The 14265-nt window shown below is 62.0% G+C and carries 12 protein-coding genes; 10 read left to right on the forward strand and 2 right to left on the reverse strand.

Going from position 1 to position 14265, the window contains the following annotated elements; translation table 11 throughout:
- Positions 1-49 precede the first annotated feature (49 nt).
- Complete coding sequence (clpA, locus tag IFT80_RS08575; protein WP_122477768.1) at positions 50-2320, reverse strand: ATP-dependent Clp protease ATP-binding subunit ClpA; 2271 nt, start codon at positions 2318-2320, stop codon at positions 50-52.
- A 29-nt stretch (positions 2321-2349) separates the two neighbouring features.
- Positions 2350-2712 carry an ATP-dependent Clp protease adapter ClpS gene (clpS, locus tag IFT80_RS08580; RefSeq protein ID WP_043190060.1) on the reverse strand — a complete coding sequence of 121 codons (363 nt, stop codon included), beginning with the start codon at positions 2710-2712 and terminating at the stop codon, positions 2350-2352.
- Between the two features lie 223 nt (positions 2713-2935).
- Between clpS and cspD the strand changes: the two genes are divergently transcribed.
- The 10 genes from cspD (at position 2936) to aceA (ending at position 14233) form a co-directional block, all read left to right on the forward strand.
- Positions 2936-3211: a cold shock domain-containing protein CspD gene (cspD, locus tag IFT80_RS21720; RefSeq protein WP_122478252.1), complete on the forward strand. Its 276-nt coding sequence runs from the start codon at positions 2936-2938 to the stop codon at positions 3209-3211.
- 437 nt (positions 3212-3648) lie between these two features.
- Positions 3649-5877, forward strand: a complete 2229-nt coding sequence (locus IFT80_RS08590; RefSeq protein ID WP_192055317.1) for an NADP-dependent isocitrate dehydrogenase — start codon at positions 3649-3651, stop codon at positions 5875-5877.
- Positions 5878-6275: 398 nt separating this feature from the next.
- The gene (locus tag IFT80_RS08595) at positions 6276-6716 is read left to right on the forward strand and encodes an NUDIX hydrolase (RefSeq protein WP_192103547.1); all 441 of its coding nucleotides are present in this window, start codon (positions 6276-6278) and stop codon (positions 6714-6716) included.
- Positions 6717-6774: 58 nt separating this feature from the next.
- Positions 6775-7896, forward strand: a complete 1122-nt coding sequence (gene mnmA, locus IFT80_RS08600; protein ID WP_192137296.1) for a tRNA 2-thiouridine(34) synthase MnmA — start codon at positions 6775-6777, stop codon at positions 7894-7896.
- The gene (gene hflD / locus IFT80_RS08605; RefSeq protein WP_122477760.1) at positions 7893-8513 is read left to right on the forward strand and encodes a high frequency lysogenization protein HflD; all 621 of its coding nucleotides are present in this window, start codon (positions 7893-7895) and stop codon (positions 8511-8513) included. The genes mnmA and hflD overlap by 4 nt, the downstream gene beginning before the upstream one ends.
- Positions 8514-8602: 89 nt before the next feature.
- Positions 8603-9973, forward strand: coding sequence for an adenylosuccinate lyase (gene purB, locus IFT80_RS08610; protein ID WP_122477758.1), 1371 nt, complete (start codon positions 8603-8605; stop codon positions 9971-9973).
- An 84-nt stretch (positions 9974-10057) separates the two neighbouring features.
- On the forward strand, positions 10058-11227 hold the full coding sequence (locus IFT80_RS08615; RefSeq protein WP_122477757.1) for a ribosomal protein uL16 3-hydroxylase: 1170 nt from the start codon (positions 10058-10060) through the stop codon (positions 11225-11227).
- A complete protein-coding gene (locus IFT80_RS08620) occupies positions 11220-11645 on the forward strand; it encodes a GNAT family N-acetyltransferase (protein WP_192055321.1) in 426 nt (141 codons plus the stop codon). Before IFT80_RS08615 ends, IFT80_RS08620 begins: the two co-directional genes overlap by 8 nt.
- 223 nt (positions 11646-11868) lie before the next feature.
- Positions 11869-12624 carry a secretin N-terminal domain-containing protein gene (locus IFT80_RS08625; protein WP_192137298.1) on the forward strand — a complete coding sequence of 252 codons (756 nt, stop codon included), beginning with the start codon at positions 11869-11871 and terminating at the stop codon, positions 12622-12624.
- Between the two features lie 283 nt (positions 12625-12907).
- Positions 12908-14233, forward strand: a complete 1326-nt coding sequence (aceA, locus tag IFT80_RS08630; protein ID WP_122477751.1) for an isocitrate lyase — start codon at positions 12908-12910, stop codon at positions 14231-14233.
- The last annotated feature ends 32 nt before the right edge of the window (positions 14234-14265 follow it).

Raw genomic sequence — 14265 nt, forward strand, 5'->3', positions numbered from 1 at the left:
CAGGGACCGTACAAACCCTTGTAGCAGCGGCGCAAGCCGCGTCGAGCCGTTATGCCATCTCAGCCGTGGTTTCGAAATCGAAGGTCAGCTCGCCGTCCTTGATGTCGATGTGCACCACCCCGCCATGCTCGGCCAACTCGCCGAACAGGATCTCTTCCGCCAACGGCCGCTTGATCTTGTCCTGAATCAAGCGCGCCATGGGACGCGCGCCCATCTGCACATCGTAGCCACTTGCCGCCAGCCAGCCGCGCGCGGCATCGGTGACTTCAAGCTGCACACGCTTGTCTTCCAGCTGCGCCTGCAATTCGGTGAGGAACTTGTCGACCACGCTCTTGATGACTTCGTGGCTGAGGCGACCGAACTGGATGATGGTGTCCAGGCGGTTGCGGAATTCCGGCGTGAAGCTTTTCTTGATCACTTCCATGGCGTCGGATGAGTGGTCCTGATGGGTAAACCCGATCGAGGCCCGCGCAGCGGTTTCGGCACCAGCGTTGGTGGTCATGATGAGAATCACGTTGCGGAAATCCGCCTTGCGTCCGTTGTTGTCGGTCAGGGTGCCGTGATCCATGACCTGCAGCAGCAGGTTGAAGACCTCGGGGTGAGCCTTTTCGATTTCATCGAGCAGCAGCACGCAATGCGGCTGCTTGGTGATGGCTTCGGTCAACAGACCGCCCTGGTCGAACCCGACATAACCCGGTGGCGCACCGATCAGACGCGATACGGTGTGACGCTCCATGTACTCGGACATGTCGAAACGCACCAGCTCCACGCCGAGGGCCTTGGCCAGCTGGCGCGCAGCCTCGGTCTTGCCGACACCGGTAGGGCCGGCGAACAGGAACGAACCCACGGGCTTGTCCGGCGCTTTCAACCCGGCGCGCGACAGCTTGATGGCCGTGGCCAGCGAGTCGATGGCAGCGTCTTGGCCAAACACAGTGAGCTTGAGGTCACGCTCCAGGTTACGCAGCAGCTCCTTGTCGGAACTGGTTACGTGCTTCGGCGGAATCCGCGCGATCTTGGCCACGATGTCTTCGACCTGAGGCACTTCGATACGCTTGACTCGATTGGCTTCAGGCTGCAGGCGCTGGTAGGCACCTGCCTCGTCGATGACGTCGATGGCCTTGTCGGGCATGTGTCGGTCATTGATGTAGCGCGACGCCAGCTCGGCGGCCGCACGCAGGGCCTCGTCACTGTATTCGATGTTGTGGTGCTGCTCGAACCGCCCCTTGAGGCCACGCAGGATGCCGATGGTGTCTTCCACCGAAGGCTCGGACACGTCGACCTTCTGGAAACGACGTGCCAGGGCGCGGTCTTTCTCGAAGATGCCACGGAATTCCTGGAAGGTGGTCGAACCGATGCAGCGGATATCACCGGAGGACAGCAGCGGCTTGAGCAGGTTGGACGCATCCATCACCCCGCCCGACGCAGCACCTGCACCGATGATGGTGTGGATCTCGTCGATGAACAGGATCGCCTGTGGACGCTTCTTCAGCTCGCCGAGCAATGCCTTGAAGCGCTTCTCGAAATCGCCGCGGTACTTGGTACCGGCCAGCAGCGCGCCCAGGTCGAGGGAATACACGACGCTGTTCGCAAGCAGATCAGGCACCTGGCTATCGACGATGCGCTTGGCCAGGCCTTCGGCAATCGCCGTCTTGCCCACGCCTGCTTCGCCTACCAGCAACGGGTTGTTCTTGCGGCGACGGGCGAGAATCTGCGCGACGCGCTCGACTTCGCTCTCGCGACCGACCAGCGGATCGATGCGGCCCTGGCGAGCCAGCTCGTTGAGGTTGCTGGCGTAGGCATCCAGCGGGTTACTCGACGAAGAGGTATCACCGCCTTCTTCGTCCTGCATTTCCTGCTCGCCTTCGGAGCTGTCACCGTGACCAGGGACCTTGGAAATGCCGTGCGCGATGTAGTTGACCACATCGATGCGCGCCACGCTCTGCTGCTTGAGCAGGAACACGGCCTGGCTTTCCTGCTCGCTGAAGATCGCCACCAGCACGTTTGCGCCGGTGACTTCTCGCTTGCCCGAACTTTGTACGTGGAACACGGCACGCTGCAGCACACGCTGGAAGCCCAGCGTCGGCTGGGTTTCACGATCCTCGTCATGCACGGGGATCAACGGCGTGGTGGAGTCGATGAACTCCTGCAGGTCGTGTTTGAGTTTTTCGAGATTGGCGCCGCACGCGCGCAATACGGTGGCGGCTGCCTCGTTGTCCAATAGCGCCAGAAGAAGGTGTTCCACGGTCATGAACTCATGACGCTTGGAGCGCGCTTCCTTGAAGGCAAGATTGAGCGTGACTTCGAGCTCGCGGTTTAACATAGCTTCACCTCATACCCAAGTGGTCGGCGTTAACCGTCCTTCTCGATTTCACAGAGTAGCGGATGCTGGCTTTCCCTGGCGTACTGGTTGACCTGCATGGCCTTGGTTTCGGCGATGTCTCGGGTAAACAATCCGCATACTGCCCGTCCTTCTGTATGGACGGCCAGCATGACCTTGGTCGCCAGCTCACGATTCAGATTGAAGAAAACCTCGAGGATCTCGACGACGAAATCCATCGGGGTGTAGTCGTCGTTGAACAGAACCACCTTATACATCGGTGGGGCCTGCAATGCAGGCTTGGATTCCTGGACGGCAATGCCTGCCGAATCGTCCTCGTGCGACTGCGGGCGGTCTTGATTGAAGGTTAGTCGAATCTGACTGAATGCATGCATGGAAAGAAGATTCATCGTTGAGCGAATAGAAGTGGTGGGTTGACCTTGTGACCGAATTTTGACTCGGTCGCCGCATGACCTTGACTATCGGCAAAACGGTGTTACAAACAGTAGAACCCACATTGGGGAAGAAAGGTCCGCGCAGTCAACCAAATTTTTTCAATCGGTTGTGTTGCGCACGAAGTGGATGATACTCCAGAGCTGGAGTCCTTTGCAGAGGGATATGGGTATGCGCAGTGGTAAAGTCAAGTGGTTCAACAATGCCAAGGGCTACGGCTTCATTATCGAAGACGGTCAGACCGAGGATCTTTTCGCCCATTTCTCCGCCATCGCCATGGAGGGTTACAAGACGCTGAAGGCTGGCCAGGCCGTTTCCTTCGAGATTTCACAGGGACCTAAGGGGCTGCACGCCGTGGCCATCAAGACGGTAGAGGCCGAAGTCACGCAAGCAAGCGCTGCGACGACCAAAGAAGAGGCAAGGGAGTCCGCGAACGCATGATCGCGGCGCAGGAACAGTGATCGCGAGCAAGCGTTCCTCGGGCGCATGCCGGGCAACGTGAGCGCTTGCTCGCCGTCATTGCTGCGAATGTGCACCCGGACAGGCCATCCACACGGATGGCCTGTTTCGTTTCCGGCAGCTGCCGACCCGCCCAGCTTTGTGCCCCCTACACAGTATTCATCGCCGCGACCAGTGGTATACTGCCGCAGTGACCGCAGGGTCACCTTGGTCGGACCGGTCCGCCCGCGTGCACTGCCCATGCGAGTCGCGTGAGGGCCGTTGTTGCCGGTCGACCGCTTGACGCTCTACTGATGCATCCCACATCACCGCGACCAATGCTCGATTTTTCGCCTCATTGATGACAACGAGCGAAAGCGCCTATCCTGCGCATCTCGAGATTCTGTGCACGCTCAGCAAAGAAGAGAGTTAATTCGATTATGCCCACCCGCTCAAAGATCATCTACACCTTCACCGACGAAGCGCCAGCCCTGGCCACCTATTCGCTGCTGCCGATCATCGAAGCCTTCACCGCTTCTTCGGACATCGCCGTCGAGACCCGCGACATCTCCCTGGCGGCGCGCATCCTTTCAAGCTTTCCCGAGCGTCTGCAGGCCGGCAAACCCGTGCCGGACGATCTCGCCGAGCTGGGCACCCTGGCCACCACGCCTGAAGCCAACATCATCAAGCTGCCGAACATCAGCGCTTCGGTACCGCAATTGAAGGCGGCGATCAAAGAGCTGCAAGACCAAGGCTTCGACCTGCCCGACTACCCAGACAGCGCCGAGTCGGATGCCGACAAGGACACCCGCGCCCGCTACGACAAGGTCAAGGGCAGCGCCGTGAACCCGGTACTGCGTGAAGGCAACTCCGACCGCCGTGCACCACTGTCGGTCAAGAACTATGCGCGCAAGCACCCGCACAAGATGGGCGCCTGGGCCGCCGACTCGAAGTCCCACGTTGCGCACATGAGCAGCGGCGATTTCTACGGCAGCGAGAAAAGTGCCCTGATCGAAGCCGACGGCAGCGTCAAGATCGAGCTGGTCGGCAGCGACGGCAGCACCACCGTATTGAAGGAAAAGACCAAGGTCCTGGCTGGCGAGATCATCGACTGCGCCGCGCTGAGCAAAAAAGCCCTGCGCGCCTTCGTGGCCGCCGAGATCGAGGACGCCAAGAAACAGGGCGTGCTGTTCTCCGTTCACCTCAAAGCCACCATGATGAAGGTCTCCGATCCGATCATGTTCGGCCAGATCGTCGCCGAGTTCTATCAGGAGGCGCTGGACAAGCACGCCGACGTGCTGGAGCAGGTAGGTTTCAACCTGAACAACGGCATCGGTGACCTGTACTCGCGCATCAAGTCGCTGCCCGCGGAGCAGCAGGCGCAGATCGAAGCCGACGTCCAGGCCGTCTATGCCACGCGCCCTGCCCTGGCCATGGTCAACTCCGACAAGGGCATCACCAACCTGCACGTGCCCAGCGACGTCATCGTCGATGCCTCGATGCCGGCCATGATCCGCGACTCGGGCAAGATGTGGAACACCGAAGGTGTGCTGCAGGATACCAAGGCCCTGATCCCGGATCGCTGCTACGCCAGCATCTACCAGGCCGCCATCGAAGACTGCAAGAAGCACGGTGCATTCGATCCGACCACCATGGGCAGCGTGCCCAACGTGGGCCTGATGGCGCAGAAAGCCGAGGAATACGGTTCCCACGACAAGACCTTCCAGATTGCCGCCGACGGCGTGGTCCGCGTCAGCGACAGCAATGGCCGCGTGCTCATGGAGCAGAAGGTCGAGACTGGTGACGTGTTCCGCATGTGCCAGACCAAGGACGCGCCGATCCAGGACTGGGTCAAGCTCGCCGTCAACCGCGCCCGTGCCAGCAGCACCCCTGCCGTGTTCTGGCTCGACCCGGCACGCGCCCACGACGCGGTGATGATCGACAAGGTGCAGAAATACCTGAAAGACCACGACACCAATGGCCTGGACATCCAGATCATGTCGCCGGTCGATGCCATGGCCTTCTCGCTCAAGCGCATTCGTGCCGGGCAAGACACCATTTCAGTGACCGGCAACGTGCTGCGCGACTACCTGACCGACCTGTTCCCGATCATGGAGCTGGGCACTAGCGCCAAGATGCTTTCGATCGTGCCGCTGATGAATGGCGGCGGCCTGTTCGAAACCGGCGCTGGCGGTTCGGCGCCCAAGCACGTGCAGCAACTGGTCGAAGAAAACTTCCTGCGCTGGGATTCCCTGGGTGAGTTCCTGGCCCTGGCCGCTTCGCTGGAGCACCTGGGCAGCACCTACGACAACCCCAAGGCGCTGGTACTGGCGGCAACCCTGGACAAGGCCACCGGCCAATTCCTCGACAACAACAAGTCGCCATCGCGCAAGGTCGGCAACATCGACAACCGTGGCAGCCACTTCTACCTGGCACTGTACTGGGCCCAGGCCCTGGCCGAGCAGAACGAGGACGCTGCCTTGCAGGCACAGTTCGCGCCGCTGGCCAAGACCCTGGCCGAGAACGAGGCGAAGATCGTCGCCGAGCTCAACGCCGTGCAGGGCAAGCCAGTGGACATCGGCGGCTACTACCATGCCGATGCCGAACTGACCCGCAAGGCCATGCGCCCCAGCGAAACCCTGAACGCCGCGATCGCTTCGCTGGTGTAAGGTTTGAACCGGTAACACCCCCAGCCCTGGCCCTGTGCCGGGGCTGACTTTTTCAGCGCAGGCGATCTCCCGTAGGAGCGGTCATCGGCCCCGAAAGGAGCAACGCGAATTGTCTGATGCACCGCGGCGCCTCTGGTTCGCGGCCACGGACCGCTCCTACGGAAGATCGCATGCGCCCGTAGGAGCGGTCATCGGCCCCGAAAGGAGCAACGCGAACTGTCTGATGCACCGCGGCGCCTGGTTCGCGGCCACGGACCGCTCCTACGGAAGATCGCATGCGCCCGTAGGAGCGGTCATCGGCCGCGAAAGGAGCAACGCGAATCGACCGATGCACCGCGGTGCCGGGTTCGCGGCCACGGACCGCTCCTACGAGGGGTCCATCAATGGGAGATTCCATCATGACCTGGCAACCGCATATCACTGTCGCCACTATCATCGAGGACAGCGGGCGTTTTCTGTTCGTCGAGGAAATGAAAGGCGGACGTTTGGTGCTCAACCAGCCTGCCGGCCATCTCGAGCCTGACGAAAACCTCATGCAAGCCGCCCTGCGCGAGACCCTCGAAGAAACTGCCTGGGACGTCGAGCTGACCGGCGTGGTCGGCATCTACCTGTACACGGCGCCCAGCAACGGCGTGACCTACCAGCGCATCTGCTTCAGTGCACGCCCCCTGCACCTCAACCCCGAGCTCGAACTGGATCCGGACATCAGCGGCACCACCTGGCTGACCCGCGACGAGCTGGCCGCACAGGGCCATCGACTGCGCAGCGAGCTGGTCATGCAATGCCTGGACGACTACCTGAACGGACCGCTGCACAGCCTGGGGCTGATTCGCACCTGAGCGTTTTGCAGCTTACCCTGTTAGAATCGCGTCCTTTTCAGAGACCCCATCGAATCCCATGCGTGAGCCAGCTCCCCGCCACTGCGCAAAACAGCGCGTCATCGTCGGCATGTCCGGCGGCGTCGACTCTTCCGTTTCCGCCCTACTGCTGATGGAGCAGGGCTACCACGTGGAAGGCCTGTTCATGAAGAACTGGGAGGAAGACGACGGAACCGAATACTGCACGGCGCGTGAGGACCTGGCGGATGCCCAGGCCGTTTGCGACAAGCTGGGCATCAAGCTGCACACCGCCAACTTCGCGGCTGAATACTGGGACAACGTCTTCGAGCACTTCCTCGAGGAGTACAAGGCCGGCCGTACGCCAAACCCGGACATCCTGTGCAACCGCGAGATCAAGTTCAAGGCGTTCCTGGACTACGCACTGATGCTGGGCGCCGACCTGATTGCCACCGGCCACTACGTGCGTCGCCGCGACAGCGACGGGCAGACGCAACTGCTCAAGGGCCTGGACCCGAACAAGGACCAGAGCTACTTCCTGCACGCCGTCGGCGGTGAGCAGATCGCCCGCACGCTGTTTCCCGTGGGCGAACTGGAAAAGCCCGAAGTGCGCGCCATCGCGGAAATGCACGGCCTGGCGACCGCTAAGAAAAAGGATTCCACCGGCATCTGCTTCATCGGCGAACGCCGCTTCAGCGACTTTCTCAAGCAGTACCTGCCAGCGCAGCCAGGCGAGATCAAGACCACCAGCGGCGAGGTCATCGGCCGTCACCACGGCTTGATGTACCACACCATCGGCCAGCGCCAGGGGCTGGGTATCGGCGGCCTCAAGGACGCCGGTGACGACCCGTGGTACGTGCTGGCCAAGGACCTGGTCGCCAACGAATTGATCGTGGGCCAGGGCAACGAGCATCCGCTGCTGTTTTCCGGCGCCCTGCTCGCTTCGGAAATCTACTGGGTGAACCCGGTGGACCTGGCCGAGCCGCGGCGCCTGACGGCCAAGGTTCGCTATCGTCAAAGCGACCAGGCATGCACCCTGGAACGCACCGCCGAGGGCTATCGCGCGGTATTCGACGAGCCGCAACGGGCTGTCACCCCAGGTCAGTCGGTGGTGTTCTACGACGGCGAAATCTGCCTGGGTGGCGGCGTCATCGAAGTCGCCGAGCCCTGGAGCCAGCCATGAACAACCTGCAGGAACAATTGGTAGCCCTGGGCGCGGTGTTCCAGGCGGCGGTGCTGGTCGACCGTATCGCCAAGACCGGTTCCGCCGCCGAGGCTGACGTCGCCTGCCTGCTGGGCAGCCTGCTGGTGGTCGATCCGCAGAACACGCTTGAAGTGTTCGGTGGCGACGACAGCCATCTGCGCGAAGGTTATGGCGCGCTGTCCAGCGCGCTGGAGCGAGACCCCGGCAGCCTGCAGCGCGAGCCGCTGCGCTACGCGCTGTCGATGCTGGGCCTGGAGCGGCAGCTGGCCAAGCGCGGCGAGATGCTGGAGATCATCGGCAAACGCATTCCGCAGATCCAGAACCAGGTCGAGCACTTCGGCCAGGGTCATGAAAACGTCATCGCCGCCACTGGTGCGCTGTACCAGGACACCCTGAGCACGCTGCGCCAACGCATCCAGGTGCATGGCGATACGCGCCACCTGCAGCAGCCCAACAACGCTTCCAAGATTCGTGCCCTGCTGCTGGCCGGCATCCGTGCCGCACGCCTGTGGCGACAATTGGGCGGGCATCGCTGGCAGCTGGTGATCAGCCGCCGCAAGCTGTTGCGAGAGCTGTACCCCCTGATGCGCGGATGAACGACCGGAGGGTTGGCCCGGGCCGCCCAACCGGCTTTTTTCATGTATAATTCGCGCCCTTTTCAAAGCCCGACTGTCCGAGAATACCCATGCAGCTTTCTTCGCTCACTGCGGTTTCCCCTGTAGACGGCCGCTACGCCGGCAAAACCCAGGCCCTTCGCACCATTTTCAGCGAGTACGGCCTGATTCGCTTCCGCGCTCTGGTCGAAGTGCGCTGGTTGCAGCGCCTGGCCGCGCACCCGCAAATCGCCGAAGTACCGGCTTTCTCGGCAGAGGCCAACGCCGTACTGGATGTGCTTGCCAGTGATTTCGCCCTGGAGCACGCCGAGCGCGTCAAGGAAATCGAGCGCACCACCAACCACGACGTCAAGGCCATCGAGTACCTGCTCAAGGAGCAGGCTGCCAAGCTGCCGGAACTGGCCAAGGTCAGCGAGTTCATCCATTTCGCCTGCACCAGCGAGGACATCAACAACCTGTCCCACGCGCTGATGCTGCGCGAAGGCCGCGACGATGTGATGCTGCCGCTGATGCGCCAGATCGCCGGGTCGATCCGCGAGCTGGCCCATCGCTTCGCCGACGTGCCGATGCTGTCGCGCACCCATGGCCAGCCGGCTTCGCCGACGACCCTGGGCAAGGAGCTGGCGAACGTGGTGTACCGCCTGGAGCGGCAGATCGCGCAGGTGGCAGCCGTGCCCCTGCTGGGCAAGATCAACGGCGCGGTAGGCAACTACAACGCGCACCTGTCGGCCTACCCGCAGATCGACTGGGAAGCCAATGCCCGCGCCTTCATCGAAGACGAACTGGGCCTGGGCTTCAATCCCTACACCACGCAGATCGAGCCGCATGACTACATTGCCGAGCTGTTCGACGCGATCGCCCGCTTCAACACCATCCTCATCGATTTCGATCGTGATATCTGGGGCTACATCTCCCTGGGCTATTTCAAGCAGCGCACCATCGCTGGCGAAATCGGTTCCTCGACGATGCCGCACAAGGTCAATCCGATCGACTTCGAGAACTCCGAAGGCAACCTGGGTATCGCCAACGCGCTGTTCCAGCACCTGGCCAGCAAGCTGCCGATCTCGCGCTGGCAGCGCGATTTGACCGACTCCACCGTGCTGCGCAACCTCGGTGTCGGTTTCGCCCACAGCGTGATCGCCTACGAAGCAAGTCTCAAGGGAATCAGCAAGTTAGAGATCAATACTCAGAAAATAGCTGAAGATCTGGACGCTTGCTGGGAAGTGCTGGCCGAGCCCATTCAGACGGTCATGCGCCGCTACGACATCGAGAATCCGTACGAGAAGCTCAAGGAACTGACCCGCGGCAAGGGCATCGGCCCACAAGCTCTGCAGACCTTCATCGACGGGCTGGACATGCCTGAAGAAGCCAAGGCCGAACTCAAACAACTGACCCCGGCGAATTACATAGGCAATGCAGCAGCGCAGGCCAAGCGCGTCTGACATTCGCTACCGACGCTTTGACGCCCGGCCTCGCCGGGCGTTTTTATTCCAGTTATAAAAGCAATATAATTCAGCAGGTTACACATGAAAGCTAATACCCCACTTCAAATACTGGGCGGCCTGACTGCCGCTGAATTCCTGCGCGACTACTGGCAGAAGAAACCCCTGCTGGTACGCCAGGCCTTCACCGATTTCGAAAATCCGCTGAGCGCCGATGAACTCGCCGGCCTGGCGCTCGAGGAAGAAGTCGAGTCGCGGATCGTCATCGAGCACGGCGCCCAGCCATGGGAAATGCGCCGCGGCCCCTTCGCCGAAGATGAATTCAGCAAGCTGCCGGAAACCGAGTGGACCCTGCTGGTCCAGGCCGTGGACCAGTTCGTCCCGGAAGTTGCCGAGCTGCTGGAGCACTTCCGCTTTCTGCCGAGCTGGCGCATCGATGACGTCATGATCAGCTTTGCCGCGCCGGGCGGCGGTGTGGGTCCGCACTTCGACAACTACGACGTGTTTCTGCTGCAGGGCCTGGGCAAGCGCAACTGGAAGGTCGGGCAGATGTGCGATTCGCAGAGCCCGCTGCTCGATCATCCGGATCTGCGCATCCTGGCCGACTTCCAGCAGAGCGAAGAGTGGACCCTGGAGCCCGGCGACATGCTCTATCTGCCGCCGCGCCTGGCCCATTGCGGCGTTGCCGTGGACGATTGCATGACCTATTCGGTCGGTTTCCGTGCACCGAGCGCTGCCGAAGTGCTGACTCACTTCACCGACTTCCTCAGCCAGTTCCTGCCGGACGAAGAGCGCTACAGCGACGCCGATGCCGTGCCTGCGGCCGACCCGCACCAGATCCAGCACGACGCCCTGGATCGGCTCAAGCGCCTGCTGGCCGAGCACATGAGCGACGAGCGCCTGTTGCTGACCTGGTTTGGCCAGTTCATGACCGAGCCGCGCTATCCGGAGCTGGTCGCCGGCGAAGACATGGCCGAGGCCGATCTGCTTGCCGAACTGGAACAGGGTGCGCTGCTGGTGCGTAACCCGAGCGCCCGCCTGGCCTGGTCGGAAGTCGACGCAGACCTGTTGTTGTTCGCCAGTGGCCAAAGCCGCTTGTTGCCCGGCGAACTGCGCGATCTGTTGAAGCTGATCTGCGCGGCCGACGCCTTGCACATCGACAACCTGGGCCCCTGGATGCACGACGAACAGGGTCGCGCGCTGCTCTGCGAACTGGTGAAGCAAGGGAGCCTGGGGTTCGCCATCGATGAATAGCATTGGCGTGCGCGTGGCTGACTGGCACAAGGACAATCGCGACATCCGGCGCATTCGCGAGGCGGTGTTCATCGCCGAGCAGGCGATTCCGGCCGAGCTGGAATGGGACGAGGACGATCTGAGCGCGGTGCATTTCCTGGCCGTCGAAGGCGACTATGCGGTGGGCACTGCCCGCCTGCTCGCCGACGGTGAAATCGGCCGGGTGTCCGTGCTCAAGGACTGGCGCGGCCTGAGGGTGGGCGACAAGTTGCTGCAAGCGGTCATCGCCCATGCCAATGCACTGGGCCTGCACGAGCAGAAACTCAGCGCTCAGGTGCATGCCACGACGTTCTACGAACACCATGGCTTTCGCGTCGTCAGCGGTGAGTTTCTCGAAGCCGGCCTGCCCCATGTGGACATGGTTCGCAGTCCAAGCTGACACGTGTGAGCGTGGTCGTCGGCCGCGAACGGCGCATCGTGATACGCCTACTGGACTGCGGGGACCCTTTCGCGGCCGCTGACCGCTCCTACGGAGGCTCGCATCCGCCTTTGGGCGGTCAGCGGCCGCGAAAGCGGCGACGTGGTTCGGCTGATACGCTGCATCCTGTACATTCAGCGCGCATGCCATACTTGTCCGCACATCCAATGCGGAGATCACGGACATGCCGCTGCACCTTCTGCTCGCCAGCCTGCTGTTGTGCCTGATGCCCAGTGCCCAGGCGGCTACCCAGGTCATGCCCCTTCACTATCGCACCAGTGCCGATATCCTGCCCATCGCCCAACAACTGGTGGGACGAGACGGCAGCGTCGCAGCCTACGGCAACCAACTGGTGGTCAACGCCGAGCCCGACAAGCTCGACGAGCTCACGGCACTGCTCGAGCAATTGGACAAGCCGGCGCGACGCCTGCTGATCAGCGTCGACACCAGCGACAGCAACACCGCCAACCAGCGCGGCTATCGCATCAACGGAGGTGGCACTACGCGCATCATCCAGTACGGCACCGACAACCGCAGCGGCGGAGTGCAGCAGGTTCAGGCCAGCGAAGGCAGCCCGGCACTCATCCAGATCGGCCAAAGCGTACCCCTGACCACTGCAGGCACCGACGCCTACGGTCGCCTGCAAGCGCAGACCGAGTACCGCGATGTCACCCAGGGTTTCTACGTGACAGCCAGCCTGACCGGCGATGTAGTGCACCTCAACATCGCTACAAACAACGACCGACTGAGCCAGGAAAGGGCCGACGTGGTTAACGTGCAAAGTACGCAATCGACCCTCAGCGGCCGGCTCGGCGAGTGGATCACGGTTGCCGGCATGAACGAGCATTCGAGCATCAACCAACAGGGCATCGCCCGGCAATACAGCACCCAAGGGCGTAACGACACTACCGTTCGAGTCAAGGTCGACACCCTTGACTGAGCCTGAGTCGCGACAGCGCTGCCCCTGTCGCGAATCGGCGACCGCCGCCTCGAAAACTGACTCTACAGTCGCGGAATCGGCAAATATGTAGTGCTTTATAATTTTCACTACAAAACGTTTGACGTGCAGAAAATCCATGGGGCATGATGGCCTCGCCCTCACCGGTCTGCGTCTCTGCCAACCAGGCAAGCGCGGCGCACGGTCAGGGCCGACCGGCAGTTCGGCACAAGCAGCGCCTGGCGCAGCAACCCCATCATCGAACCTATGCACGAGGTTTATCTCCATGGCACTGACACGCGAACAACAAGAAGCGGCCCTTGCAAAAGACTGGTCCGAAAATCCGCGCTGGAAAGGTGTGACGCGCAACTACTCGCCCGCCGATGTGGTGCGCCTGCGCGGCTCGGTCCAACCCGAACACACGCTGGCCCGCCTGGGCGCAGAAAAACTGTGGGACCTGGTGACCCAGGGCGCCAAGCCTTCATTCCGCCCCGACAAGGATTTCGTCAACTGCATGGGCGCACTTACCGGCGGCCAAGCCGTGCAGCAGGTCAAGGCCGGCATCCAGGCCATCTACCTGTCCGGCTGGCAGGTTGCAGCAGACAACAACTCGGCCGAATCGATGTACCCCGACCAGTCGCTGTACCCGGTGGACTCGGTGCCGACCGTAGTCAAGCGCATCAACAACTCGTTCCGACGTGCCGACCAGATCCAATGGAAGGCTGGCAAGAATCCGGGCGACCAAGGCTATATCGACTACTTCGCGCCAATCGTGGCCGATGCCGAAGCCGGCTTCGGCGGCGTGCTCAATGCCTATGAACTGATGAAGAACATGATCGAAGCGGGCGCCGCCGGCGTTCACTTCGAGGACCAGTTGGCCTCGGTGAAGAAATGCGGGCACATGGGCGGCAAGGTATTGGTGCCGACCCAGGAAGCCGTTCAGAAACTCACCGCTGCGCGCCTGGCCGCCGATGTCGCTGGTGTGCCGACGATCATCCTGGCGCGCACCGATGCGAACGCAGCGGACCTGCTGACGTCGGACTGCGACCCTTACGACCAGCCGTTCGTGACCGGCACCCGCACACCCGAAGGCTTCTACAAGGTACGTGCCGGTCTCGATCAGGCAATCGCCCGCGGCCTGGCCTACGCGCCCTATGCCGATCTCATCTGGTGCGAAACCGCCAAGCCGGACCTTGATGAGGCGCGCCGCTTCGCCGAAGCCATAAAGCGCGAGTACCCGGACCAGCTGCTTTCCTACAACTGCTCCCCTTCCTTCAACTGGAAGAAGAACCTGGACGACGCGACCATCGCCAAATTCCAGCGCGAGCTGTCGGCGATGGGCTACAAGCATCAGTTCATCACCCTCGCCGGGATCCACAACATGTGGCATGGCATGTTCAGCCTGGCGCACGACTACGCGCGCAACGACATGACGGCCTATGTGAAGCTGCAGGAGCAGGAATTCGCCGATGCCGAAAAGGGCTACACCTTCGTCGCTCACCAACAGGAGGTGGGTACCGGGTACTTCGACGACATGACCACCGTGATCCAGGGCGGCGCCTCGTCGGTCACCGCCCTGACCGGCTCGACCGAGGAAGAGCAGTTCCACTGATCCCACAGGCAAGCTGCTCTCGCGAGGGCGCA

Source organism: Pseudomonas sp. CFBP 8771, from assembly GCF_014841695.1.
In the GTDB taxonomy this organism is placed as follows: Bacteria; Pseudomonadota; Gammaproteobacteria; order Pseudomonadales; family Pseudomonadaceae; genus Aquipseudomonas; species Aquipseudomonas baltica.